Below are 25,447 nucleotides of genomic sequence, written 5' to 3' on the forward strand. Positions count from 1 at the left end.
GCCCTCCCCGTCCCGGAGGAGCTGCGCGAACCCGCGCCGGCCCCGAAGACGCCCGAGCCCAAGCCGAAGAAGGAGAAGCGCCGCCGCGCGGGGTGAGTCGCGCGGCATCCCGTTTCCGGGGAAGACCCGGTAGGCTGTGGGCGCCATGCAGGCGTGCCCCTTCTGCCAGACGACGATGCGCAACACCTACGCCCGGGGGCTGGTGCGCGACGAGTGCGGCGCCTGCGGGGCCGCCTGGTTCGAGGAGGAGATGCTGGCGCGCGTCGTCGGCGGGCCCACGCTGACGGCCGTCTTCGAACAGGCGAAGGGCAAGCCCGGGCAGTGCAAGGGCTGTGAGGCCTCGCTCCAGTACGTCCCGGGCTGTCCGTCCTGCGGGCGTCAGGCGCCCACCTGCCCCACGTGCGGCAGCGCGCCGCTGCCCGCGGTGGAGCTGCGGGACGTGACGGTGGACGTCTGCACGAAGTGCCGGGGCGTGGCCCTGGACGCGGAGGAGCTGGCCCGGCTCCAGAAGGCCGCGGAGCCGGAAGCCCGCCATGAGCCACAGCCAGTCGCCGCCGACTTCGAGCACGAGTACGACCCCAAGCGAAGCCTGAGCCTGTTGCCCAAGGTGCGCGTGGGTGACGAGCCGGCCTGCGTGACGTGTGGCCGGCGGATGGACGTGCGCTACGGGTTCGTCTGGGAGGAGCGGCTGTACTGCGGAAGCTGCGCGCCGGAAGGCTCCGCGCCGTACACGGATGAGCTGACCAAGGCCCAGCCCAGCGAGACCTACGGCCGCCGCGCCCGGCACCTGAACAACAGCGCCGCGGAGTCCGCGGTCGTGTGGTTCCTGTCGAAGATCTTCAAGTAGCCACATCGCGAAAGACACCGTGGATCAACAACCTGGAATCTCATTGGCGGTTCGCGTCGCGCCCCATCAGCGCCCGATGAAGGAGCGCGTGCCCGCGATACAATTGGGGCCCAATCGCTATCGGATCACGTCCTCCCCAGGGCTAGTGGAGGGACTCGCGACCGGCGACGAAATCGAGCTGACGGGCGAGGCGCTCGACACGTTCAAGGTCCTGAAGCGAGGCGGGAACTTCTCCGCCTGGATCTTCTTTCCCAAAGAGGGAATGAATCAAGGCCCGGAGATGACGCGCCTCCAACGGGAAGCAGCGGAGCTCGGGGGCCAGCTGGATGGCGGCGCCGTGACGTCGCTCATCTTCACCATGCCCGCGTCCATCGGCTTTGATCGCATCGCGGACTTCTTCGACCTGGCCGTGTCACGTATCGAGGGAGCGGTCTGGATGTTCGCGAATGCGTACGACCCGCTCACGAAGAAGCCACTGGATTGGTGGTCGCGGGGTTGAGTACGTGACTGCTCATGGACTCCCGCTCAAACCGGGAGGCCTCCCGTTCTCGTAGACCTCCACCCCGTTGATGCGCACGTAGCCCGGCTGTTCAACGGGTCAGGGTCTTCAGGAACGAAGCGCCGAGGCGGGATGAACCGCTCGCTGTAACCTTTCCGGCTACAAATCCACGCCCCGAGTAGCGCATTAGTCACATTGAATTATCCAGCCAGACTGTCGCACCCTGCTCGGGCAATCAACCCAAGCAGGGGGAAGCCGGATGAAGTGGATTTGTCTCATCGTAGCAGCGCTCGTGTCGGTTCCGTTCCACGCGAGCGCCGGGGAGGCCATTGAAATCAAGCTCGCGTCCAAGGTGACGAAGTTCCCGGCGGACGCGCCCGTCGACCTCGCCGTTACATTCACGAACGTATCGAAAGAGCCGGTGCGAATCCTCGGCTACCAGACGCCTGCCATGGATGGCATCCAGGCGGACATCCTCACCGTCGCCCTGGAGCGCAAGCCGGTGGAGTACATCGGCCGGCTCTACAGGCGCGACGCGCCCGCGGACAGCGATTACCTCACGCTGAAGCCGGGGGAGAGCATCTCGGGCATCGCCTCGCTCTGGGATAACTACGACCTCTCCGTCTCGGGCACCTACGCCGTCCAGTTCAAGACCGAGCTCCTGGACGCGCGAATGGGCAAGGGGACGGCGGTCTCCAACGTCGTCTTCCTCGACATCGAGGGTCGCGAGCCGCCCCTGGATCCAGACGACCTGGACGACGAACCGGAGACCAAGATCGTCAATGGCAGCAACGAGAAGTGGAAGCAGTGCAGCAGCTCGCAGAAGAACGCACTGATTGACGCCCGGCAGCACGCCCTCAACTACGCGAACGACTCCTATGACTACCTGGTGGCGGGGAACCCGGTGACCCGCTACACCCAGTGGTTCGGCGCCTACGACAGCTCTCGTTACAGCACCGTCCGTGAGAACTTCCGGAAGATTCGGAACGCCGTGGACAACGAGACGTTCAAGTTCTACTGCGACTGCAACCAAAGCAACGCCTACGCCTACGTCAAGCCCCGGAAGGAATACAAGATCCACCTGTGCTCCGGATTCTGGCCCGCGCCCATGACTGGACCGGGCTCCAAGGCAGACACCCTGATTCATGAAGTCAGCCATTTCCGGGTCGTGGCGAAGACGGATGACATCCAGTACGGCTACTCCGCCAACCTGACGCTCGCGAGCGTCGATCCCAGCAGCGCCACCCGCAACGCCGACTCGTACGCGTTCTTCTCAGCAGCCACGCCCTATAACCCCTACAACCCCTGCGCGCCGACCGTCACGTCGCACACGGGCGCGCCCATCACCGCGAGCTGGGACGGGGCGAACTGCCACGTGATGAACGTGCCCTCCGGGCTGACGGCGTTCGTCCACAACAACGCCTACTACGTCAACGCGGTCCCCGGCACCTTCTGCCCGGCGCCCTCCGGCTGGGACACGGCGAACTGCTACATCCTCCCCTACCCGTCCTGGAGCACCAGCTACTTCATCTGGTCCGGGAACCTCTACCTGACGCCCGGCCCCGGCAATGCATGCCCCGCGCCGTCGACGTTCGACGGGGCCAACTGCTACGTCATGCCGCTGCCGTGGGGTTCGAGCCCGTTCAAGTGGGCGAACAACCTCTACATCACGCCTCCGCCCCACTGTGTCATCGGCGGTTATGACGGCGCGCACTGCCTGGTGGGCACGGCTCCCGCCAGCCGGACCGCCTCCATCTGGGGCTCGAGCTTCTATTACAACCACTGAGGACCGCTGGACACCGTGTCATGACGGGTTGTCATTCCTGGCACCGCGGACCCTGACACGAGGTCCCTGACCGGGCTTCAGCGCCAACAGCGCTCCCTCTGGAGCAGCCGCTGGCCCCTGGCTTGCTCAAGGCCTCCCTGTTCCAAACAGGGAGGCCTTTCCGTGAATCGTGGAATGCAGCGGCCCGTCCAGGGCCTGTTCGTCCTGCTTGTCTTTTCGTGTGCCCTGACGGCCGCGCTGATCGTGAACCAGGTGACCAGTGCCTTCGTGATGCCAGGCGTCCGGGCCACCTGGGCCGAGGCTCCGGTGCCATCGAACGTCCCTCCCGCGACGGCTCTGGATGGGACGCGTCTGGCCCAACTGACGGGACTCTCGTCCGTCGCCAGCGTGGCGTTGCCTCCAGAGCCGCCGCCGGACCTGCGCCGAAGCACGCTGGGCATCCGGCTGCTGGGCACCCTGGTGGCGCAGGATCCCCGGTGGTCCATGGCCTCCATCCATGAGCTGCCGGCCGGCAGCGCGCACAGCCTGATGGTCAGTGACATCATCCAGGGGGCGCGGGTCTTCGCCATTGAACGGGAGCGCATCCTGCTGCTGGTGGACGGGCGGCTCGAATACGTCGACGGATTCGGGAGCGCAGGGCCCGTCGCGGTGAACGCCCATCCGGGGGCCGCGCAGCCCGGAGGCTCCGGCCTGGGCCGCGGCATCCGGGAGACAGGCCCGGACACCTACGCCGTACCGCGCGAGGACGTCACCGAAGCGCTCACGCACCTGAACGAGCTGTCGATGCAGGCCCGGGTGGTGCCCGCCTTCAAGGACGGCCGCCCCGTGGGCTTCAAACTGTTCTCCATCCGCGAGGCGTCGTTCTACTCACGGCTGGGGCTGCGCAACGGAGACGTGCTCCAGCGCATCAACGGCCTGGACCTGGACAGCCCCGACAAGGCGCTGGAGGCCTTCACGAAGCTGCGGGACGCCCGGCGCATCGAGCTGCAAATCGAGCGTGGCGGAGCGCCGGTCCGGAAGATCTTCGATGTTCAATAACCCGCCTACAGCAGCGCCTTGTCTCCTCGTTCGCCAACCCAGGCGACAAACTTTTCGCACTCCGGGAGCCACCTCTCGTCGTCCTCCCGGCAGTCCCGCTCTCCCAGTTCGATCAACTCCTCTACGAAATGGAAGTCGAACCGCTTCGCGAAATCACGAAGGAGGGCGTTGTCCATTTCATTTTCGTAGTGACGGATGAACTCTTGAGCCATGAGCTGCTGCCATGAGCACAAGGGTCGGGCGAGGCCCTCTGCTGGCGCTTCCACGTAGAAGCGAAGAAATGCATGCCGCTGTCGATCGTAGGCGAACAGAACGTCGAAGTTGCTGTTGTCCATGAACGGCACCACGGCGTCCGCGCCGTAGTGAGCCTGATGCTCTTCGGTCATCCGGTAGTACTCATCCGGACGGCCGTACCGGTAGCTGCAGTCCTCCGGTGGATTGCCCTCGAAGATGTCCAGGATGACCTGAGGCAGCCCCAGCTCGACAATGAGGTTGCGCGCAACCTCTCTGCTGATATGCGCCATGGCAGGTCTAAAGCAGTTCCTTCAGTTTCCGCTCAATGGAGCTGGGTTGGCGGCCCAATCGCTTGGCGATGGTTTCGGCATCTTCTCCGCGCTGCCCGAGCAGCTTCACGACACCCAACTCCTCGTCTGACCACCCCTCATAGGCACGCGGATAGGTACGACGCGCCTCGATCATCTCGGGCTTCAGGTCGGTCTTCCAGATGCCGAAGTGCTGGATGAGGTTGGGCTCTTGTTTCGCAGCAGGCTGCGACGCAGGAGCCGGGGAAGGCGCCCCGGTGAGCGCCGAAGGCGGCACAAGGTTCGCGGCATTGCGAATAGCAAGTACCTGCTCCGCGAACTGCTTGAACAGCGTGGGCGAGTCCTCGGCGGAGATCTGCAACGCACATTCCCAGCTGTTCAGTGCGGACGTCTCCAGGAGGTTCATGGATGTCAGGACGGCGCACCTCTCGCTCATGTAGAGCTTCGCATGCAGTCGATCCAGACTCATGATCCGGGCCCCCTCCGCAGCAAACGGCTGGAGGTGCGCCGAGGTCTTGGTGAGCTCATCCGCCCGGATGACCAGCGTGACCGCGACATGCTCCTTCAGCCGGCCACGGATGGCATTCTGCAAGTGATTCCAGGGCTTGAAATAGGGTGTCACCAGCGTCAGCTCGCGCTTGGCACCTTCAATCAGGTCCTGGACCGCCGCTGAAATCTTGCTGTGTGGAATGAACGTCGGGTTTTCGTTGGAACGGCCAAAGAACATGGAGGCTCCGGACTTCGGGCGGCCTTGGATTGGATTCCAAGGCCCCTCCCCTGTCCAGCCCTCCCGCGTCAGGCCTGCGCCGCCGCCAGCTTCTCCTGCGCGGCCTCCCAGCGGGCATAGAGGTCCTCCAGCTCCTCCTTGCCCGTGCGGTGCGCGTCCATCAGCGGCTTCGCCCTGGCGAAGTCGTTGTAGAGCACCGGGTCCGCCAGCTGCGTCTCGCGCTCCTTCTGTTCGGCCTCCACCTTCGCGATGCGCTCCTCCAGCTTCGCGATCTCCTTCTTGATGGGGCCCTCCACCACGGAGCGCCGCTGACGGGCCTCCGCCTCCAGGCGCTTGCGGTCCTTCTCCGACACCGGGCCCGCACCCGCCGCCCCGCCCTTCCCGCTCGCCGCGCCCGTGTCCGCGCCCTCCGCCAGCAGGCGCAGCTGCTCCTGGTGGTAGAGGTATTCGTCCAGGTTGCCCGCGTGCGACGTGAGCTTGCCGTCCGCTACCTCCCAGACGTGCGTGCACAGGTTGTTGATGAAGCTGCGGTTGTGGCTCACGAACAGGAGCGTGCCGCCGTACAGCTTCAGCGCCTCAATCAGCATCTCCGACGAGTCCAGGTCCAGGTGGTTCGTCGGCTCGTCCATCAGCAGGAAGTTGGACGGAATCAGCAGCAGCTTCGCCAGCGCCACGCGGGCGCGCTCGCCACCGCTCAGCACGCCAATGGGCTTGTCCACGTCGTCGCCGCTGAAGAGGAACGCGCCCAGCACGCCGCGCACGTAGCTCTCCGGCTTGTCCGCCGCCAGGGGCCGCACCTCCTCGATGATGGTGTTGCGGCGGTCCAGCTTGTCCGCGTGGTGCTGCGCGTAATAGCCCACCACCACGTTGTGCCCCAGCGACACCTTGCCGGTGTCCGGCGCCAGCTCCCCCGCCACCATCTTGAGCAGCGTCGTCTTGCCCGCGCCGTTCGCGCCCACCACGGCGATGCGCTGGCCCCGCTCCAGCCGCGCGTTCAGCCCGTCATAGACGGTGAGCGGGCCGTAGCGCTTGGTGATGTCCTCCATCAACACCACGTCCCGGCCTGAGCGCTCCACTTCCGGGAAGCGGAACTTCATCGTCTGGCGCTCTTCCAGGACCTGGACCTTCTCCAGCTTGGCCAGCATCTTCGCGCGGCTCTGCGCCTGCTTCGCCTTGGTGGCCTTCGCGCCGAACCGGTCGATGAAGCCCTGCAGCTCCGCGCGGCGCTGCTCCACCTTCTCCGCCCGCGCCTGCAGGAGCACCATCTCCTCCGCGCGCTGGCGCTTGTAGTCCTCGTAGTTGCCGGCGTACTCGCGCACGCCCTCCATCTCCAGCGACACCACCCGGTTGATCTGCCGGTTGAGGAAGTCGCGGTCGTGGGAGATGAGCACCATCGCCTTGTTGGAGCGGCGCAGGAACCCGTCGAACCACGCGAGCGTGGGCACGTCCAGGTGGTTCGTGGGCTCGTCCAAGAGCAGCAGGTCCGGGTCCTGGAGCAACAGGCCCGCGAGCGCCGCGCGCATGCGCCAACCACCGGAGAGCGCCTGGGTGGGCTTGGACAGGTCCGCGTCCTTGAAGCCCAGGCCCTTCAGGATGCGCTCGGCGTGGTGGCGGCCGTAGCGGTTCTCGAAGTCGTCCAGCTCCGCGTGGAGGTCCGCCAGCGTCTGGGCCAGCTCCAACTGCTCCTCCTCGTCCGTGCTGGCCGCGAGCGCCGCTTCCGTGTCCTTCAGCCGGACCTCCAACGAGTCCCGGCCGGGGACGGTGCTCATGACCGCCTCCACGACGGTGCCCTCCGGCAGGCCGGCGATCTCCTGGGGCAGGTAGCCCGCCCGGGCCCGGCGGCTGTACTGGACGGTGCCTCCGTCCGGCTGGCTCGCCCCGGCGATGATCTTCATGAGGGACGACTTTCCCGTCCCGTTGGCCCCCACCAGACCCACCCGGTCCCTGGGACCGAGGGTGAAATTGTCCTCGTCGAAGAGGACCTTCTTTCCGTAGGCGAGGCTGATGTCCTGGGCGATGACGAGGCTCATGGCGGAGGGGGGAGATAACAGCCGGCAAGCCCTTCGGGAACGGTTCTGATGCCTGCCTGACTGCCCAGGGGGCACATCTCCCCGGTTGGGCGGAAGGCAGGGCTTGCCTATACTCCCGGCACCCATGGCCGCCCCCTGCCCCCACTGCGGAAGTACCGAAGGTCAAGATCACCTGTGCGCGGCGCAGAGCCTCCAGCTCCTGGGCCAGGTGCTGGACGGCCGCTACAAGATTGAAAGCGTCCTGGGTCAGGGCGGCATGGGCATGGTGTTCCGGGCCACGCAGACGTCCGTGCAGCGCCCGGTGGCGGTGAAGACGCTCAACCCGTCGCTCGCCGCGGCGCCCCAGTTCTTCGAGCGCTTCCGCCGAGAGGCGGAGATCGCCAGCCGGCTGCGCCACCCGAACGTCATCACCATCTTCGACTTCGGCCGGGCGGCGGACGGCACCTGCTACTACGTGATGGAGCTCCTCAAGGGGGAGAGCCTCAAGGAGCTGGTGAAGCGCGAAGGGCCCATGACGCTGCGCCGCGCGGTGAACCTGCTGGAGCAGGCCACGCTGGGACTGGCGCACGCGCACGACGAGGGTTGCGTCCACCGCGACCTGAAGCCGCACAACATCATGGTCCAGGCGCTCGACGGGAAGGACTTCGTCAAGGTGCTGGACTTCGGTCTGGTGAAGGCCCTGGAGCAGGACGAGGAGGAGCAGCTCACCTCCACGGGCCAGGTGCTGGGCACCCCGCAGTACATGCCGCCCGAGCAGGCCGGCGGCGAGTCCGTGGACCAGCGCTCCGACCTCTACTCGATGGCGGGCGTGCTCTACTTCTGCCTCACGGGCAGCTCGCCCTACGGCGCGAACACGGTGCGCAAGGCGCTGACGGCGTCGCTGACGCAGCCCGTGCCTCCGGTGAACAGCAAGCGCCAGGGCGCGCCGGTGCCGCCGGAGCTGGATGCCTTCTTCACCAAGGCGCTCGCGCCGGAGAAGGAGGACCGGTACCAGAACGCGCAGGAGTTCATCGACTCGCTGCTGGACGCGGTGGAGGGCCTGTCCCCCGAGGAACTGGACGCGCACCCCACGGGCGGCACGCCCGGCGCCGAGCGGGGCACGGGCAGCCGCAGCCGCGCGGGCTCGGGGAGCCGCGCCGGTTCGGGCAGCCGGCTGGGCTCTGGCAGCCGCGCGGGCCGTGCGCCGGCCACGGGCAAGACGGGGTCGCGCGTGGGCATGGCTCCGCCTCGGGGCGGCACGTCGGCGGGAGCGCAGGCGGCGGCTCCGCGGGCGACGTCCAACGGGAACAGCCCGGCGCCCGTGGCCTCGAGCAGGCCCCGTCCCCCTGCCCCTCGTGCCGTGGAGCAGGAGCCGGAGCTCCCGCCGCCGCCCAAGGGCATGTCCGGGGGCGTGAAGGCGGCGCTCATCGGCGTGCCGCTGCTGCTGATTGGCGCGGGCGTGGCGGTGGTGATGGCGCGTGGGGGTGGCGAGACGCCGCAGGCCCCCGTGGGGATGACGTCTCCGAAGGCACCCGTGGACGCGCCGCCCACGCGGGTGCAGGAGCCGCCGACGACGCCTCCTCCGGCGGCGCTGCCGCAGGATGTGACGGTGGAGTTCACCTCCTCGCCGTCTGGCGCGGCCATCTTCGATGGTGATGCGCAGATCGGCACCACGCCCACCCGGCTGCTGATGCCGCGCTCCAGGGCCACCGAGCTGCGCTTCAAGCTCGCCGGGCATCAGGACCTGGAGAAGACCCTGGATTACAGCCGGCTCGCGGACACGGCGGAGCAGCGCGTGAGCGTGCGGCTGGAGCCGGTGCGCGCCGCGCAGCCGCCCCGGCCCACGAAGCCCGTGAAGTCCGGGGGCAACGACCCGGGCATCGGCGTGTTCGAGTAGCCCGCGGGTTCGATTGCCGCCGCTCCCAGGTACATCTCGCGTGGGCCTCGTGATGGACGCCAGCGAGGTGATGATGGCCTCGGTTCTCAGCTCAGGGTGTGTACAACTCCGCCGTCGTGGTCTCGCCAATGCCCACCCCCGCGGCGAGCACCTTGCCGTTGGGCAGCAGCGTCGCCGTGTGCCACGCGCGAGCAGAGGCCATGGTGGCCGTCGGACTCCAAGTGCCGGCGACCGGGTCGTAAAGCTCCGCCGTCGCCAGCTCGATGCTGCTGTCACTGCCTCCCGCGATGAGCACCTTGCCGTCGGGCAGGAGGGTCGCGGTGTGAGCAAGGCGGCGTTGGGTCATGACGCCCGCCGCGCTCCACGTCCCCGAGGCCGGGTCATACACCTCCGCGGTCATGAGGGCGTCGTCGCTGACTCCGCCGGTGACGAGCACCCTGCCGTCGGGCAGGAGTGTCGCCCGATGGTAGGCGCGAGGTTCGCTCATGGTGCCTGTCGTGCTCCAGGTGCCCGAGGATGGGTCATAGAGCTCCGCTGTCGCGAGAGTGTCCGTCCCGTTGCGCCCTCCCGTGACGAGCACCTTGCCGTCGAGCAGGAGCGTCGCCGTGTGCACGAAGCGCTGTTGGGCCATGGCGCCCGTCATGCTCCAGGTGCCCGAGGACGGGTCGTAGAGCTCCGCCGTCGCGAGTTCACCTATTCCGCTGGTTCCCCCGACGACGAGAACCTTGCCGTCGAGCAGCCGTGTCGCCGTGTGCATGTAGCGAGGTGAAGCCATGTCACCGGTCATGCTCCAGATACCGGTCGCCGGGTCATACACCTCCGCGCTCGCAAGAAAGTTGCCGCCAGCTCCCCCCGCGACGAGCACCCTGCCGTCCGGCAGCAGTGTCGCCGTGTGACTTTCACGACCGGAGTTCAGGGAACCGGTCGCGGACCAGGTGTCGGTCGCCGGGTCGTACAACTCCGCGGTCTCGAGCAGGTTGAACCCCATTCCTCCCGCGGCGAGCACCCTGCCGTTGAGCAGGAGCGTCGCCGTGTGCAGCCAACGACCCGTGACCATGGGGCCGGTCGTCGTCCAACCCGTGAAGGAACACGCCGGAAGCCCCATCACCTCGAAGCTTCGCGTGGCAGTGAGGCCGAAGGCATTCGTGACGGTGACGGTCACGACAGGGGGCGTGCCGGCGATGGCGCAAGACGGGGCCCTCCAGGTGATGCGGCTGTGCGTGGAGTCGCCGGTCGGCGTGCCCAACGCCCCGGCAGTGGTCTCCCAGGAGAAGGTGAGCGCGGAGCCCTGCGGGTCGCTGGCGGCCACCTCGTAGGTGAGCACATCGCTGGGATTGGCGGTGTCCGAGGAACGGTAGGAGCGGAGGATGACGGGCGAGAGGTGCTGGACGGGGGGCGTGTTGCTGACACACAGGGCGACGGTGCCCGTGTTGTGCCCTCCGTGCCCGTCGGACACGGAGATGCTCAGCCGGCAGTTGTTGCAGGCCTCGGCCGGCGCGAGTGAGGGCGTGAATCGAGCGATGCTGGAGCTTGCGTTGCTCCAGGTGCCTGCGCACGAGGCGCTCCAGGAGTAGGCGAGGCTGTCCCCGTCTGAATCCGAAGCCGTGACGGACACCGACGTCGGCTGCCCGACGACGAGCTGCGTGGGCGAGGCCACGAGCAAGGTCACTTCAGGGGTACTGTTGAAGGAGATGGACAGCTCAGCCTCACCCTCGCCCTCGGGCAGAACGTTGACGACCAGCAGGGCGCTGGAGGCCAGGCCACGTGAGTCGGTCACCGTGAGTGTCAGCGTTTGAATCCCGGCGGAGGCCGGCGCCGTCCACGAGGTGAAGCGCTCGGAGGTCGAGGAGAAGGTGCCCGCGGTGGCGCTCCACGCGTAGCCGAGCGTGTCATCGGGGTTCGGGTCATGCGCGGAGGCGGAGAGGGAGACGGTGCCACCGGCCGCCACAGTGCTGGGGGAGGCCGCGACGAAGTCGATGATGGGGGCCCCGTTCTCGAAGGGCGGCGGTGGGTTGATTTGCTGGAGGGTGATGGCGACGAGGGTCGTCTGGTTGGCGAGGATGGAGACGCCGTCGGCGGAGCCAGAGAAGAGCAAGGCGCCGGAGGTGTCATAGGCGCGCGCGGCGAAGGCACGGCCGGTGCCCGCGGGGATGTTGCCGATGGTGCCGCCCCACACGCCATTCGTGGGCGCCAGGTCCACCCAGACGGTGCGGATGTCCGGCCCGCCCGAGGCGACCGCGACGCGGGCGATGGTAGAAGAGAGGGATTGGGGCACCGATACGGCGAACCGCGCCGTCCCCGTGTCCCCGGACGTGACTCCACAGCCCGCGAACAGCGCCGCCGCGAGCGCCAGCACCAGCTGAATGCCTGCTCTTTTCATGAACGTCCCCCTCTTGCCGCGAGTGTGAGCCTCGCGAAGCAGTCGCAGCGGATGAGAGGACTTCGAGCAGGGCGCGAGAACACCCCACCGGCGAGTGCCCATCCTGCTGGCGATGAAGACGAACATCCAGGATGGCAGGCATCACCGTCCATGACCCGGGCAGGCGGCTCGCCGTCATCTACAGGACGACGGTGAGCATAGAAGGACAGGAGCCCGCTTGGGCGTAGCGGGCGGGAGCAGCGCGGGAGGTGAGGGATGCTGACGGGGAGCCAATGAGCCGCACGCCTCCTGCTCCCTTCACGTACGCCAACACCCTCAAGCCTGCCTCCACTCCTCAATCATGCGAACACGTCCAGGGCGAACGTCCTTTTCAGCAGCCCCGCCCAGTCCAAACGGGGTGTGCGCTCCATCCTCGGCTCCTCCACCGTCGCGGCAATGGCGGGGCTCTCCTCCTCCAGCCCCGGCTCCGCCCCTGCTGTGAGTTCAAGGCGTTAGCCGGTAACAGCGCGACCTGCTTGGGGTTTTGCTTCCGCCTTGATGGCGCCGACGAGAACCTCCTGCCGCTCCTGGCTCACGGCGAATCCTCCACTCGATGCTCAGGGGGCACGGGGACGGTGGTCACCTTCCACAGCTGCCCCGAGTCATTGCAGCCTGTCTTGGCGAGGATGGGGATGTTGTTGGCGATGCTGTCATTGACGATGTCCAGTGACAGCGCGTCGCCCTGCGCCTGGGTCGTCAGCCGGTAGATGCCGTTGGGCTCCGGAATCAGCTTCCATCGCTGCTCCGGAACATCCGCCGATTTGACGAGGAGGGGGCGATTGCCGGCGGCGTTGGCCAGGGACAGGCTGGTCCCACGCCACTGGGTCGTCAGTCGGTAGAAGCCGTTGGCCTCCGGCGTCAGCTTCCATCGCTGCCCATCGTAGTCGCCCGTCCTGGCGAGGATGGGCACGTTGTTGGCCTTGCCGTCATAGAGGATGTCCAGCGACATGCCCTCGCCCTGCCACAGGGTCGTCAACCGGTAGTAGCAGCGGGCATCGAAGGCGGCGGGCACCGGCGGCGGGATGGGTGTCGTGGTCGTGGTCGGCGTCACCTGCCACACCTGCTGGAGCAGCGCGAGCATGCCCGGGTCGTGCTTGCCCAGCTCTTCACGCGTAGAGGGATAGAAGTCGTTGCGGCCGAAGAACGCTTCCGAGTTCTCCGCGAAGTACTCCCCCACGTCGGTCATGGCATAGGCACGCTCGAACGTGCTGTGCAGCTCGGGCGCACGCCAGCGCTCCACGCAGTCGTAGCTCCTGCTTGCCATTGCGCGCGCATAGACAGCCGCGAGGCCGGCGTGCTCCCAGCCGAGCACCTGGTCATGATAGGCGTGGCTGAGCTCGTGGAGCACGAGCACGGGCATCCGCTTGAACTCCTTCTCGAAGATGGAGACGTTCGAGAACTCGACGCTCTTCAACATCGCCAGGTTGCGACCATTCTGGCGCATCCAGGATTCGGAAAGATGGTACGTCGCCCTCGGCTCCTCGTTGGGATAGGGCGGCGACAGCCACAGCGTCACCTTGCGGAGCTGAGCCACGGGGCCCGCGGGGACGATCCGGACGACATCCTTGAGCTGCGCCGCCAGGAGCACCAGGGCCTTGTTCGTCGCGGGCTTGTTCGCCGGTGTCAGCAGGCGGTCATCGATGCGAACCGTCCAGCCCTCGAGGGTCTGGGTCTGGTAGGTGGGAACGGGGCTGGCTGCGGAGGCGACGCAAGCGAATGCCAGGGCGGCCAGGAGGAGCCATTTGGGAGAGTGCATGCCTCATCGTACTCCCTGTGCTGTTGCCACCCGACCCCAGCAACTGTCCATCGAGGAAGTAATCCACCCTGGAGATGACATCATCATCGGCGGCGTTCGCCGCGAAGAAGGCATAGGAGCTGACGGTGGCGCCCTCCGCCGGTGAACTCGCCGAGACCGTGGGCGCGGTGACGTCGCGGGCCACCGTCCCCCCCGCCGCGGGCGAGGTCCCCACGTTGCCATAGGAGTCATATGCCTTGACCGTCAACGTGTGGCTGCCAATAGCCACCGAGTTCGGACTCCAGGAGATCCCGTAGGGCGAGGAGGAGTCCGTTCCAATCAACGCACCGTCTACGTAGAGCTCGACCCGGACGATCTGCGTGTCATCGGTGGCGGTGGCCTGGACCTGCACGGTCGAACGGACCGTGGCACCCGCCGAGGGCGAGGTGATCCCCTGGACTACAGCCGGCTCGCGGACACGGCGGAGCAACGCGTGAACGTGCGGTTGGAGCCGGTGCGCGCCGCGCCGCCGCCCCGGCCCGCGAAGCCCGTGAAGACCGGGGGCAACGACCCGGGCATCGGCGTGTTCGAGTAGGCCCCCAGGACTCGGAGTCGAACACCGCATGATTCATGAACTGCTGCCGGACGTCACTCACATCACGGAGGATGGGGTCCATGATGCCGAGATCATCGACTTCGACGGCTTCGAGTACGTGACGTTCCACGAGCCCTCCATCGACTACCAGCGAGAGCAAGGGGCACCCGAGGTCGTCGAGTTCGTGGGCAACCTGGAGAACGCTGGTACCCGGTGACGGACCCCTCGATGAAGAACGAGGACTTCGTCATCCTCCATTTGCTGGAAGAAACCCCTTGTCTGGACCGTGAGCGCACCCTCGTGAAGGGAGTGCCATTTCATCAATCCGGTGAATCCGTCCTGGGTCAGGACGAAGCCCTGCCCCTGGTGCTCCGCCAGCCGACGGGGGCTTCCCACCCGTTTTCTGTGTGCCGGAGCTGACCTTCTACTGCTTCACCGAGGAAGCCCGGCAGGCCTGCGAGGTCGCTGAACTGAAGAGCCTGTGGTGGCGCCCTCAACGCTGACCTCCGTGCCCATTGCGAGGGCACGCGCGTCAGGCACGGGCCAACGATTTGGGTCTAGACCTGGAGCGAGGAAACGGTTGGGATTGAGGTCCACTCGAAGGACCTCCAGGGGTTTCCCATGAAGCTTTCCCTTGCTGCGCTGGTGACGTTGGTCGGCCTTTCCCTCGTCGGGTGCGGAGGCCCGGCCCTTGACGACACGATGGCCCCCGAGGCCGATGCGCGGACGGTGTCCCAGTTTGGCACCTGTACGGCGACCTGCGCAGGGGGGACCTCTGTCTCCTGTACGGGGACCACCTGCACGTCTACGGACAACCAGGGCGTGACGTGCGACGGCGTGTCGACCGCGTGTCCGTCATCGTGCGGCGGCCTGCTGTCATGCAGCCTGTACGTGAACAAGCCGTGCACGACCCCGAACGCAACGAAGGACTGCTGCAACGCCACGAGCCACACGCCGAACTCCCTGCTGTGCTCGGGCTCGGCGACCACGGGCTACCGCTGGCTCAATTACTAGCCGGGCTGCATCCGGGCGCGGGCCCTCACGCGGCGAGACAGGCGAAGTCACCGACAGTGTAAATATTTGCCTATGGCGTGAAGCGCTACAAGCAGGCAGGGCCCTGTGACGTGAATCGACACATCTCCATTCACGAATCACAATCGCCACGTCCGGCCCGCACTCTGGAATCCCTGGGAACGCTGGACTCCGCGATGACTGGCATGAAGCCTGCTTTGCTTCGTGCCTGCGTCATTGCGACGTAAGACCAACCTCTACCCAGGAAGACAAATGCACATGCGGATCATCGTGGGACTTCTGGCCGGCGGACTGATGCTCGGTTGTGGCGGCGTCGATTCGGAAGCAACGACAGGCGACGAGCGCACGGTCCAGGCCCAGGGCGCCATGGCCGACGAGTTCGAGGTGAAGGCCGACGGAGAGGGCGGCGTGTCCTGCAACTCAGAGCAACGGAAGATCGCGGAGGCCCACATGGTCAAGAATCACAGCAGCTTCGCGAAGATGGACAGCTGTGAAATCGTGGCCATCAACTACAAGCTCTACATCCGCTACACCTATTACTTCTGAAGCCTGTCGTTTCGCGGCGCATCGGCCTGGCCTGCTCACCCCGCGGGCCGGGCCCATGCGCTGAAGGGTGCGGAGCGTGCCAGGCTGCGCGCGAAGGGCAGACCGTGCGCATGCAGCCACTGGCGTGTCGCGTCCCGCAGCCCGGCCTGATCGAGCAGCTCCCCCACGGTGTGCCGTGACAGGTCCTCCAGGACGGCGTGGAGCTCGGCCTTCAACCCCTCGCGCACCTCGGGACGCGCGAGGTTGTGGGCAATCACATGGGGTGTCAGCGAATCGAGCTGCTCGTGGGGTACCCGGTTCAGCGCCTGCGCGGCGTCCGCCTCCGTCTTCTCCAGGGTGGACAGGAAGACCTTCTGGCGCTGGGCCCCCAGGGACCGGGCGGTCTCCTCGCTGGCGAGCCGCTCGGCGATCCGCCGCTGCACCAGGGCCATGGAGCCGTCGATGACCTCGCGCACGCGGTCCTGCAAGCTGCCGCCCAGGCCTCCCAGGATTCCCTTGCCCGCCGAGGCCGCCGCTCGCGCGCCCCAACTCAGCGCATCCCGCAGCCCACCGCTACCCGCCCCGGGAGCACCCGCGATGACCTTGCTCACCAGGGACGACAGGGTCTCCTGGAGCGTGGTGCGCACGGTCTCCCGCACCTGCTCGGACGCCACCATCTCGTCGATGGCCTTGCGAGGCAGATGCACCGGCTGGCCCAGGAGCGCCTTCAGGGACGCGGTGGCCTCGGCGGGGAGCCATGCGCCCAGCCGGGTGCGGCTCTTCGCCGCGCGCGCGAGAAGGCGCGTGCGCATGGGGACCACCAACCGTGCGTGCCAGTCCATCACCCGCGCGGGCGTCAGCGCGAGGTCGACCGCGGCGAGGACCCGGTCGGGGTCCACCCAGTCCGAGACGCGGGAGGCACAGAGCGCGTCGAAGGTCAGGTCCAGCAGTTCCAGGAGCGCGGCGTCGTCGAGTTCGGACATCGAAGCGTTCCTACTACGGACCGGAGCCGGAAGAGCGGGGATCAGGGCCTCCCATGGCGCCCCGTGGACACATCCGCCCCCCGCATTCGTGATGTGGCCTTCCCTAGTAGTTGGCCTGGAAGCAGAGGAAGTTGCCGTCCGTGAAGTAGAAGCCGCCTGAAAGAGTGGTGCTTGTCGACTCGGCGCAGAGGCTCACGACGAACTCCGCACGCTCCTGATTCTCGCCCGACACGGTGTAGCTGTTCCCCGGGAACAGGAGCGATTGGCCATCCCGCGTGGACCCGTCCACCATCACCCGGAAGAAGCCACTCAGGTTCGCCTTGAGCGTCGGGAAGGGCCTGCTGGCATACGCGGAGAGGGCGACATCCACGCGCTTGGGGGTCGCGCTCCCGCAGAGCGCCGGGTCGGGACTGACGCTCACCCGGCGGGCGTCGTAGAGGATGGGGCCGGTGGTGCCCAGCCGGTCCTTGTTCGGGAAGTTCTCGTAGTTGAGGCAAGTGGGTCCCCAGAGCGCCGTGCACACGTTCGAGCTGCAGAAGTGCGTGCCGTAGTCGCAGTTCGACTGCCCCGCTCCCGTGCAGGGGGCGCCGCTGTCACCGCGCACCTTGCACTGCCCCGTGCTGGTATCGCAGCGCAGCCCCTCGGCGCATGCCTCATCCGCCGCGCACTTCGGCGTGCAGACGGCATCCTGGGTCGAGCACACCCGGTCGAAGGTGCTCCGCCCTTCGTTGCACAGCGCATCCGTGGAGCACTTGCAGACCCGCTGCGAATCGGTGGGACTCAGCACGTCACAGGTCTTCGCCGAGTCCGGACAGTCCGCGCCAGTCATGCAGGTCCGGACACAGACCTCCGCCGTGGGATGGCAGATTTCCGAAGCAAGACAGTCCGCGGAGGTCGTGCACCGCAAGGTCCGGGGCACGCACGCCCCGGTCGCGGGCTCGCACCGCTGCTCCAGGTCACAGTCCGCATCCTGCGTGCACGTGCCCGCATCGGCGCCGCCGTCAGTGCCAGCGTCGAAGCCCCCGTCAGTGCCCGCGTCGAGGCCCCCGTCAGTGCCCGCATCGACAACGACGTTCAGTCCGCCATCCGCGTCACTGTCGATGTCGCGAGTGGAGCAGCCCCCCATCACCACGCTGAGTACGACGAACACCCAAGGCTTCAAGCCGCGTTCCCCCTGGACCGTGTGCATGGCGATTGTATCCGAGGACGAAGACCCATTCCCCTGCACCTACGGCGGGGCAGGGAGACGGGAGTTCCTTGCCGCCCGTTCCTGACAGGTCAAAAAACAGCCCCCGGGGACAACCGTCCCCAGGGGCCGCTCGTTCCAGATGCGGACGCGACGACTACGGGCTGAGGGAGAAGCTCCCCGACCAGGCGCCGTAGGACAACGTGGTGATGCCGTTGCGCGTGGTGCCCGTGTAGCTGGACTGCCCCGGCTGGATGGTGACGGACACGTTGCCACCCGAAGCCGGAATCACCCCCGCGTGCACCGCGGCCGCGCAGGCGTTCGAGTCATCGGTGTAGAGGTCCGTCCCCCACACCGTGCCGCCGCTCACCGGACCGCAGCTGCACCGGATGCTCGTGCCGTTCTGGCCGCGGTAGGACGTGAAGCTGTAGCTGGAGCAGGTGTTCAGCGGAGGCGTCGTGCCGCTGACGGAGAAGCTCCCCGACCAGGCGCCGTAGGAGTACGTGGTGACGCCGTTGCGGGTGGTGCCCGCGTAGCTGGCCTGCCCCGGCTGGATGGTGACCACCACCGTCCCACCCGCATTGCCGATCGCGCCGGCATGGACCGCGGCCACGCAGACGTTCGAGTCGTCGGTGTAGAGGTCCGTCCCCCACACTGCGCCGCCGCCCACCGCGTCGCAGCCGCAGCGGATCTGCGTCCCGTTCTGCCCGCGATAGGAGATGATGTTGTAGTTCGAGCAGCTCTGGACCCCGCCGCCCGTGGAGTAGAGGGCCGCCAGCGCGGTGATGTCCGAGCCGGTCCACTCACCCGTCTCGGTCGACCGGAAGCACGAGTTCATGACGGAGCCGCCCACGGTGGCCGTGGTGGGCGTGTTGGGGATGTGGATGGCCCCCACGCCCGCCTCGCCCTCGTCGCCACCGGCGCCGCAGCTGATGCTGCGGTTGTAGTAGTCCGAGTGACGGAAGCCGATGGCGTGGCCCAGCTCGTGGGTGATGACGTGCTCGTTCACGTCCGCGCTGTAGCTGTCCAGGCCGGTGCCAATATAGAAGACCCCATAGGGCATCCCGTTCGACGGGAAGCCCGCCTGGCCGCCGGTACCGGATGTGGTCTCCGCGGAGATGTTCGCCGTACAGCCGGTGGTCGGTCCGCGAGCGAAGGTGAGCCGCAGCCCCTGCTCGTTGTAGTTGGCGAGGGCCAGGTCGAGGCCCTGGCTCAGGTTGGGATAGCTGTTGAACGCGGCGGTGGGGTTGACGCAGATCTTCGTCACGCCCGTGCCGACCTGGTTCGTCGTGCGGTACTGCTCGGCGCTCCCCTCCAGGGGCTGGAGCAGCTCGCGGGACGCATCGAGGGTCACGTGAGCGTCCCGGCCCACGTACACGGCACCGTCGAAGACCTGGATGTCATTGGCCGGAAAGCCGGCCTTGATCAGGTTGGAGACGATCTCCTGGTTCTCCACTTCCGGGTCGCCTCCGCAACCGGCGAGGGAGACACCCACGAGCAGCGCCATGGAAAGTCTACGCATGCAAACCTCCTGTTCGAGGAAAGGACAGCGCGCGACCGCGCGTCCCCATCCATGCATGCGCCAAAACCATTCCAATAAGCGCAAAACGAGCAATAATCAACTACTCAACATTTCCTACCAGACACGTCCGTGAATGACAGCGCTATCATGGCCTCGCAGCACCCAACACACACGACCAGGAGCAACAGATGCGATCGGCAATCATCGCCGGGATGATGGCAGTCGGCCTCCTTGCTGGATGTGGAACCTCCGAAGGTGAGGTGGAAGGCCCGACGGATATCGGGACGCGCAAGGACGCGCTTCCCGATTGCAACGGGCAGGACTACGTCATCACGTACTACGAGGATCCGGCGCACACCCTCTGGAGGGGAGAGATCATCTGCGGATGCGGGTTCGGTGACCAGTCGGTGTTGCACGGCTACCGCTCGGCCTACTTCGAGCGGGTCAATCACTGTTAGTCGCGGTGTCGCGGCCGGTCCCTTCCATGGGGACCGCGCCGTTGAATCCTGACGAGCCGAAACACTCCGGCCGGTCCTACGTGGCGACACGTTCAGGGGCTGCGCAACTGGCGGTCTTCGGAGTCCAGGGCCTCGTCAAAGGGCGCTGCCGGAACGCGCGCGGAGACGTCCCGTACCCGCGCTGACACACGCCGGCCCAGGAGGGTGGCGGCTGCTGGGGTACCGTAGACGAGCTTCCGCATCATTTCTCCGCTCGTCAGCTCATTCCCTACAAACCATGCCCCTCCACCGCCCACTCCCCGCCCTCGCTGGATTGCTGCTGCTCGCCCTCATGGCCTGTAGCGCGCAGCCCGTCGGCTCCGTCCAACTCGCCAGCTCCGTCCAGCAAGCCCTCACCGTGAGCGATGTCACCCGCGTCAAGGTGACCATCTCCTCCTCGGACATGTCCTCCCGCGTCGTGGAACTGCTCAAGTCCAGCGACTCCTGGGGTGGCCTCGTCGGCAGCATTCCCGCCGGGCCCAACCGCTTCGTCCTCGCGGAGGCCTTCGACACCTCCGGCACCCTGCTCTTCCAAGGCCAGGCTTCCGGTGTCTCCATCACCGCCAACCAGACCACTGCCGTGTTCCTCAGCCTCCAGGAGATTCCGGCCCCTACGCCCTATGACAACGAAGCGCCCGTCATTGACTCACTGACCGCCTCCAGCAACGCGCTTCAGCCTGGCGCCTCCCTCTCCCTGTCCGCGACGGTTCATGACCCCAACGCCGGAGACGCGCTCACCCTGGCCTGGACCGCCTCCGGCGGCACCTTCTCCGACTCCACCGCCGCGACCTCCTCGTGGACGGCGCCTGCTTCCCCCGGCGTGCAAACCCTCACCCTCACCGTGACGGACTCTCGGGGATCCGCCGTCTCCGTCTCCCTCACCGTCAACGTCGTCCCGGACCTCGTCACCGGCGACGCCACCCTCGACATCTCCTTCAACCGCTGGCCTGTCGTCACCAAGGTCTCCGCGTCCCTCAACCGCCTCGACGCGGGACAGTCCACCGCCGTCTCCGCGCTTGCGTCCGACGCGGATGCGGATGCGCTCTCCTACCAGTGGACCTCCTCCTGCCCCGGCACCTGGACGGATGCGACGTCCAGCACCGCCTCGTTTGTCCCCTCCTCCAGACCGGCCGGCGCATGCAACAACTGCCGCCTCGCCGTCACGGTTCAAGACGGCCGGGGTGGGCAGACCACGGGCTCGCTCAACCTCTGTGTCACCGACACCACTCCCGTGCGCTTTGCGCCAACCTTCACCCACTTCTACCAATCCGCCACCTCCACCTCGCCTGAGCAGACGGTGGCTTTTGACGTCACCGCCCTGGACCCGCAGTCCAGCACCCTGGGTTTTTCCTGGACCGCCAGCGCAGGCTCACTGGCCACGGCGCAGGACGGCGCCAATACCAGCCATGTCGTGTGGACGGCGCCTGCCTTCGCGGCAGCGGGTATGCCCCCCACCATCACCGTCGTCGTCACCAATGCCCACGGCCTCTCGGCCTCGAAGTCCTTCACTGTCTCGGGGCTGCCGGCGGCCATCGACCCCACCGGCATGCTCACGAGCGGAGGATTGACCTGGGTGAGGCCGGGGGCGGCCACCGTGACCTGGATGGACGGAACGACGTATTGCACGAATACGGTCATCGCGGGTCAGAGCGGATGGCGCATGCCCACCGTGGAAGAACTGACCGATTTGTGGGTCGACAAAGGGACGAGTCTTCTCGCGGCGGAAGGCTGGCCGCTCGACTGGATCTGGGCCATGACACCCATTTCCTATGGCCACAGGGTCACGCACATGTCGACCGGCGGCTCCAGCTATTCCCTTGATTCCGACAAGCAATTCCTGACGTGTGTTCGTGGGACGGGTGAATACCCCGCCACCTTCTCCCATGCAGGACTGACCTGGATGAGACCCGACGCGACCACGCGAACGTACACGAACGCGGAGGCGTACTGCTCCAGCAGGACGATGGGCAACCACATGGGGTGGCGGCTGCCGACTTCATCGGAGCTGGAGGCCTTGCACGTCGCGAAAGGCGGTCGTTTCCTCGCGAACGCGGGATGGACTCTTGAGTGGATCTGGACCTCGACCCCCTATGCCAGCAGTCGCATCGTCGTGCGCGGCGGTGGCACATGGAGCCTGGGCGATGTCAGTATCAGCTCGGTTTTCGTGACCTGCGTCTACCCATGACCGCTGCCTGACCTCGGGGTGGCCGCGGAACCGCATGGGAGTAGACTCACCGCCCATGATCAAGCTCCACCAGTTCAACCCCTCTGGGAATTGCTACAAGGTCCGCCTCCTGCTGCATCAGCTCGCGATTCCGTTTGAAACGCGGGAGGTGGACCTCTCCGCCGGAGAGACGCGCACGCCGGAGTTCAAGGCGATGAACCCCATTGCCCGGACCCCCACCGTGGAGCTGGAGCCCGGTGTCTTCCTCGCCGAGTCCAACGCCATCCTCTGGTATTTCGGCGAGGGCACCCCCTTCATTCCCACCGACCGGCTGGAGCGGGCGCGGATGCTCCAGTGGATGTTCTTCGAGCAGTACAGTCACGAGCCCTACATCGCCGTGGCTCGGGCGTGGCTCACCTTCTTCGGCGTCCCTTCCGGCAAGGAGAAGGAGCTGGAGGAGCGCATCCAGAAGGGCTACGCCGCGCTCGACATCATGGAGGGCGAGCTGCGCAAGCGGCCCTTCTTCGCGGGCGAGCATTACAGCCTCGCGGACATCGCGCTGTATGCGTACACACACGTGGCGGAGGAGGGCCGGTTCGACCTGGGCCGCCATCCCGCCATCCGCGCCTGGTTCGAGCGGGTGCAAGCCCAGCCCCGCCACCTGCGCATCACCGACGTCCTCAAAGCGCCGTAGGCCCGCAGAAGGGATAGCCTTGGGACATGCTACTTCCCGACCACTACACCCGAGCCGCCCTGGATGCCGAGTTCCACGTCCAGGTTGAGATTGACCGCGTGGTGCTTCCCTCAGAGGTGCGAGGCGAGGCAGTCGTTGAAGGACGCGTCGCGCGTGTCTTCCGCGGGGACCCGGCCCTGCTCGCCTCGCGCATCTCCTTCGAGGTGAGCTGTCTCCGCGAAGGAGCCAGCCCCCCTCCCAGTGGAGTTCGCTGGCAGATTGCCGAGAAGCTTGAGCGGGCCGTGGCGATTGAGGCCTACCTCAACCGCAACGGCTACGGTGGCTACGCGGTCGCCAGGTGGCAATCCTTCCTGCTCGATGCGGTGACGGACACTCCGGCGCGGCCCATCACCGAGGCGGACCTGCTGTTCCGGTGAGGCGAGCAGCCCTCTCCGCTCCCGTCGGCGACACGTCCGTCACCGGGCAAGGGACTCCAGCGCGTGGATGGCCTCGAAGAGGACCGCGCGGAGCTCGTGGTCCTCGTCCTCCTCGTCGAAGGCCTCACGGTGCCCCAGCAGCAGCGGGAGCAACGAGACGTCCTCCAGCGCCTGGGCCGCCTCCACGTCCAGCGTGGTGACCCCGGGCCCCTCCAGCACGCGCCGCAGCGGTTCGAAGACGCGCGCGTCCTTGCGCAGGGCCAATCCCAAGAGGGCCTCCCCGCGAATCTTGACGTGGGTCTCGGAGAGCCGGTCCACCAGCGCCTCGCGCAGCTCCGCCGTGTCCACCTCCCGCGCCTCGGAGCCGAGTGTGAACGTGGCCCACTCTCGCACGGCGTCGTCGGAGTCGCGGGAAAGCTGAATCAATGCCTGGAGCACCTGGGCGTCCCGGAACCGTGACAGCCCCATGACGACGCCGAAGCGAACGTGGGCGTCCGGGTGCTCCCTCAGGGAAAGGAGCGCGGGCACCCCGCGGCGATCATCACCCAGGTGGCGCAGGGCGGCGGTCATCGCCGCCAACACGGCGGCGTCCTGTTCCTTCGCGAGCGCCGGCAGGAGCGCGTCCATGAAGCGTGCGATGCGCTCCGGGGGCCGGTGCCGGAAGTCCAGTTGGGAAAGGATGTTCGCGCCGCGTCCCCGCTCCTTCGGGGAGGAGGACTGGAGCCAGGCGGCGGCCCGCTGGAAGACGTCCTCCCCTCCTCGGTGGTGCAGCTGCCAGATGGCGAACCACGCGCCCTCGTCCTCCTCGTCGCCCTGGAGCGTGCGGGCGAACAGCTCATCGGTGGAGAGGTCGGCTTCGGGCGGGGAACTCATGCCGGGCAGCCTAGCGCCGGACGCCCCTGCCCCACAGGCCCGGCGCCGTTGCGCCGGGCCTGCGTGAGTTCACTTCAGCTCACGGCGAATACAGCGCAGTGGACGGCCCACTGGCCGTCGCGCAGCCCACGGCCAGCACCTCGCCCGAGGTCAACCGCGCCGCCACCGCGCCGCTGCGCGCCGTCAGCATGGCGCCGGTGGACCGCCACTGTGACGTTCCGCGCGCTGCGTGCCAGGGCTGAAGTCCGTTGCGTCCGTGCCGCAGGCCGCGCAGGTCCGTGCCAATAGGAGAGCTGGGGCGGCTGCAAGTCTTTTCATGGGCGGGGTCATGGGGTGACCCACGTCGCGGCAGGGTCTGCCATTCCGACGGGGCGGCGCATCCTGATGGCTCGCGCCTCGCGGTTTCAAGCCAGCCGCTTTCGGGGGCGGAGATGAATAGGACAAGCCCTGTGTCTGGGTACGCGAGCACCCCAGGCTCGAGAGCGTGCTGGCGCCTGGACCTGATATGTGACCGGCGAACGGAACCGGCGACAGGGCGCGCGTGTCCAAGGCGCGACTTTTCCCCGAGAAGGAGCGCACACCTCATGAAGCAGAACCTGAAGCAGTGGCTGTCCGTGCTGTGCATGGGAATGGCAGGAGTGTCCGCGACCGCCTGGGCGGACGTGGGGACGCCGGTGGACTGCGGCACGGTGGAATGCGAGGCCATCCGCGAGATGCGGTCGCTCTTCGCGGCGGAGTCCGATTACTTCGGGGTGAATGATGTCTTCACGCTGAACCTCGCCAGTGCGGGTTTCGCGCCCGCGGCGTGTCCGAACGGCAGCCGCGCCCCCGTGCCGGGAGCGGGCTGGGTGTCCGGGTGCAACTTCTCCTACAAGGTCACCGGCATCACGCCGAATCCATCGGCGGGCTTCACGGCGGTGGCGCAGGGCGTGGCGGGGACGGCGTCCGCGGGCATCACCCTCCAGATTGGCACCCACCCCGTCTCCGGCCGCCTCTTCTGGCTGGAGCGCCAGGGCGTGCGCCGCTACGTGGACTCCGCGGAGTGCCAGCCGCCGCAATCCTTCACCTGCGAAGCCCAGCTGCGAGAGGCCCGGAGCAACATGAACTACATCCACGTGGTGGAGCAGTCGTACTTCGCGGAGAGGGATCAATACTCCACCAACCTGCCGCTGATCGGCTTCGTGCCGGAGGGGTGCTCGAATGGCACCCGCGCCGCCGTCCCGGACGCGTCCTGGGTGGCGGGCTGCCGGTTCATCTACAAGGTCACGCTGAACGGAACGACTGGCTTTACCGCCACGGCGAAGGCCGTGACTGGCGCCACGGAGGGTTCCGTCCTGACCCTCACGGAGTCGGGGCAGACCGTCATCACCCCGTCGTATCCGGCGTCGTGCCAGTAGGCTGAATACACAGGGGCCGTGGCGATTTCACCCCACGTGCCCCATCGCCAGGCCCGCGTCAGGG

22 protein-coding genes and 1 pseudogene are annotated in these 25,447 nt (G+C 67.2%); 13 read left to right on the forward strand and 10 right to left on the reverse strand.

Annotated elements, in window-relative coordinates; genetic code table 11:
* The first annotated feature begins 145 nt into the window (after positions 1–145).
* From D7Y21_RS16145 to gspC, 4 genes are all read left to right on the forward strand, one after another.
* Positions 146–847: a zf-TFIIB domain-containing protein gene (locus tag D7Y21_RS16145; RefSeq protein ID WP_147443427.1), complete on the forward strand. Its 702-nt coding sequence runs from the start codon at positions 146–148 to the stop codon at positions 845–847.
* Positions 848–890: 43 nt separating this feature from the next.
* Entirely contained in the window at positions 891–1,346 is a 456-nt protein-coding gene (locus D7Y21_RS16150) for a DUF4265 domain-containing protein (RefSeq protein ID WP_147469298.1), read from the forward strand.
* A 259-nt stretch (positions 1,347–1,605) separates the two neighbouring features.
* Positions 1,606–3,132: a M35 family metallo-endopeptidase gene (locus D7Y21_RS16155; protein WP_121714211.1), complete on the forward strand. Its 1,527-nt coding sequence runs from the start codon at positions 1,606–1,608 to the stop codon at positions 3,130–3,132.
* 162 nt (positions 3,133–3,294) lie between these two features.
* Positions 3,295–4,170: a type II secretion system protein GspC gene (gene gspC, locus D7Y21_RS16160; protein WP_147469299.1), complete on the forward strand. Its 876-nt coding sequence runs from the start codon at positions 3,295–3,297 to the stop codon at positions 4,168–4,170.
* 5 nt (positions 4,171–4,175) lie between these two features.
* Here the strand turns inward: gspC and D7Y21_RS16165 are convergent, their stop codons facing one another.
* From D7Y21_RS16165 to D7Y21_RS16175, 3 genes are all read right to left on the reverse strand, one after another.
* Entirely contained in the window at positions 4,176–4,694 is a 519-nt protein-coding gene (locus D7Y21_RS16165; protein WP_120567022.1) for a hypothetical protein, read from the reverse strand.
* A gap of 7 nt (positions 4,695–4,701) precedes the next feature.
* Entirely contained in the window at positions 4,702–5,439 is a 738-nt protein-coding gene (locus D7Y21_RS16170) for a phospholipase D-like domain-containing protein (RefSeq protein ID WP_120567023.1), read from the reverse strand.
* 68 nt (positions 5,440–5,507) lie between these two features.
* Positions 5,508–7,469 (reverse strand): ABC-F family ATP-binding cassette domain-containing protein, encoded by a 1,962-nt coding sequence (locus D7Y21_RS16175; RefSeq protein WP_121714215.1) that lies wholly within the window; start codon positions 7,467–7,469, stop codon positions 5,508–5,510.
* 124 nt (positions 7,470–7,593) lie between these two features.
* Here D7Y21_RS16175 and D7Y21_RS16180 point away from each other — a divergent pair, with 124 nt between their 5' ends.
* Complete coding sequence (locus D7Y21_RS16180; protein ID WP_121714217.1) at positions 7,594–9,345, forward strand: serine/threonine-protein kinase; 1,752 nt, start codon at positions 7,594–7,596, stop codon at positions 9,343–9,345.
* Positions 9,346–9,436: 91 nt separating this feature from the next.
* On the opposite strand, the gene D7Y21_RS16185 is transcribed toward D7Y21_RS16180, so the two are convergent.
* The 3 genes and pseudogenes from D7Y21_RS16185 to D7Y21_RS43655 form a co-directional block, all read right to left on the reverse strand.
* On the reverse strand, positions 9,437–11,725 hold the full coding sequence (locus tag D7Y21_RS16185) for a kelch motif-containing protein (protein ID WP_121714267.1): 2,289 nt from the start codon (positions 11,723–11,725) through the stop codon (positions 9,437–9,439).
* A gap of 571 nt (positions 11,726–12,296) precedes the next feature.
* On the reverse strand, positions 12,297–13,520 hold the full coding sequence (locus D7Y21_RS42725; protein ID WP_121714219.1) for an RICIN domain-containing protein: 1,224 nt from the start codon (positions 13,518–13,520) through the stop codon (positions 12,297–12,299).
* Positions 13,521–13,770: 250 nt separating this feature from the next.
* Positions 13,771–13,989: pseudogene (locus D7Y21_RS43655) on the reverse strand (Ig-like domain-containing protein); the annotation flags it as partial.
* Between the two features lie 133 nt (positions 13,990–14,122).
* On the opposite strand from D7Y21_RS43655, the gene D7Y21_RS42730 reads away from it, so the two are divergent.
* From D7Y21_RS42730 to D7Y21_RS16215, 3 genes are all read left to right on the forward strand, one after another.
* Complete coding sequence (locus D7Y21_RS42730; RefSeq protein WP_121714221.1) at positions 14,123–14,311, forward strand: hypothetical protein; 189 nt, start codon at positions 14,123–14,125, stop codon at positions 14,309–14,311.
* A 404-nt stretch (positions 14,312–14,715) separates the two neighbouring features.
* Entirely contained in the window at positions 14,716–15,108 is a 393-nt protein-coding gene (locus D7Y21_RS16210; RefSeq protein WP_121714223.1) for a hypothetical protein, read from the forward strand.
* A 276-nt stretch (positions 15,109–15,384) separates the two neighbouring features.
* Positions 15,385–15,672, forward strand: coding sequence for a hypothetical protein (locus D7Y21_RS16215; protein WP_147469300.1), 288 nt, complete (start codon positions 15,385–15,387; stop codon positions 15,670–15,672).
* Between the two features lie 35 nt (positions 15,673–15,707).
* Here the strand turns inward: D7Y21_RS16215 and D7Y21_RS16220 are convergent, their stop codons facing one another.
* The 3 genes from D7Y21_RS16220 to D7Y21_RS43470 form a co-directional block, all read right to left on the reverse strand.
* Positions 15,708–16,634, reverse strand: a complete 927-nt coding sequence (locus D7Y21_RS16220) for a hypothetical protein (protein WP_121714225.1) — start codon at positions 16,632–16,634, stop codon at positions 15,708–15,710.
* Between the two features lie 103 nt (positions 16,635–16,737).
* On the reverse strand, positions 16,738–17,784 hold the full coding sequence (locus D7Y21_RS16225) for a hypothetical protein (RefSeq protein WP_147469301.1): 1,047 nt from the start codon (positions 17,782–17,784) through the stop codon (positions 16,738–16,740).
* A 193-nt stretch (positions 17,785–17,977) separates the two neighbouring features.
* Positions 17,978–19,342 carry a M57 family metalloprotease gene (locus D7Y21_RS43470; RefSeq protein WP_121714229.1) on the reverse strand — a complete coding sequence of 455 codons (1,365 nt, stop codon included), beginning with the start codon at positions 19,340–19,342 and terminating at the stop codon, positions 17,978–17,980.
* A gap of 260 nt (positions 19,343–19,602) precedes the next feature.
* Between D7Y21_RS43470 and D7Y21_RS16235 the strand changes: the two genes are divergently transcribed.
* The 4 genes from D7Y21_RS16235 (at position 19,603) to D7Y21_RS16250 (ending at position 23,113) form a co-directional block, all read left to right on the forward strand.
* Positions 19,603–19,800: a hypothetical protein gene (locus D7Y21_RS16235; RefSeq protein ID WP_147443382.1), complete on the forward strand. Its 198-nt coding sequence runs from the start codon at positions 19,603–19,605 to the stop codon at positions 19,798–19,800.
* 397 nt (positions 19,801–20,197) lie between these two features.
* Positions 20,198–22,024, forward strand: coding sequence for an Ig-like domain-containing protein (locus D7Y21_RS16240; protein WP_370038715.1), 1,827 nt, complete (start codon positions 20,198–20,200; stop codon positions 22,022–22,024).
* A 55-nt stretch (positions 22,025–22,079) separates the two neighbouring features.
* Positions 22,080–22,697, forward strand: a complete 618-nt coding sequence (locus tag D7Y21_RS16245) for a glutathione S-transferase family protein (RefSeq protein ID WP_121714232.1) — start codon at positions 22,080–22,082, stop codon at positions 22,695–22,697.
* Between the two features lie 26 nt (positions 22,698–22,723).
* Positions 22,724–23,113: a hypothetical protein gene (locus D7Y21_RS16250; RefSeq protein WP_120567037.1), complete on the forward strand. Its 390-nt coding sequence runs from the start codon at positions 22,724–22,726 to the stop codon at positions 23,111–23,113.
* Positions 23,114–23,152: 39 nt separating this feature from the next.
* Here the strand turns inward: D7Y21_RS16250 and D7Y21_RS16255 are convergent, their stop codons facing one another.
* Entirely contained in the window at positions 23,153–23,986 is an 834-nt protein-coding gene (locus D7Y21_RS16255) for a HEAT repeat domain-containing protein (protein WP_121714234.1), read from the reverse strand.
* 584 nt (positions 23,987–24,570) lie between these two features.
* Here D7Y21_RS16255 and D7Y21_RS16260 point away from each other — a divergent pair.
* Positions 24,571–25,383, forward strand: a complete 813-nt coding sequence (locus D7Y21_RS16260) for a hypothetical protein (protein WP_121714236.1) — start codon at positions 24,571–24,573, stop codon at positions 25,381–25,383.
* Positions 25,384–25,447 lie beyond the last annotated feature (64 nt).

It is taken from the genome of Corallococcus sp. AB045, assembly GCF_003668895.1.
GTDB classification, from domain to species: Bacteria; Myxococcota; Myxococcia; order Myxococcales; family Myxococcaceae; genus Corallococcus; species Corallococcus coralloides.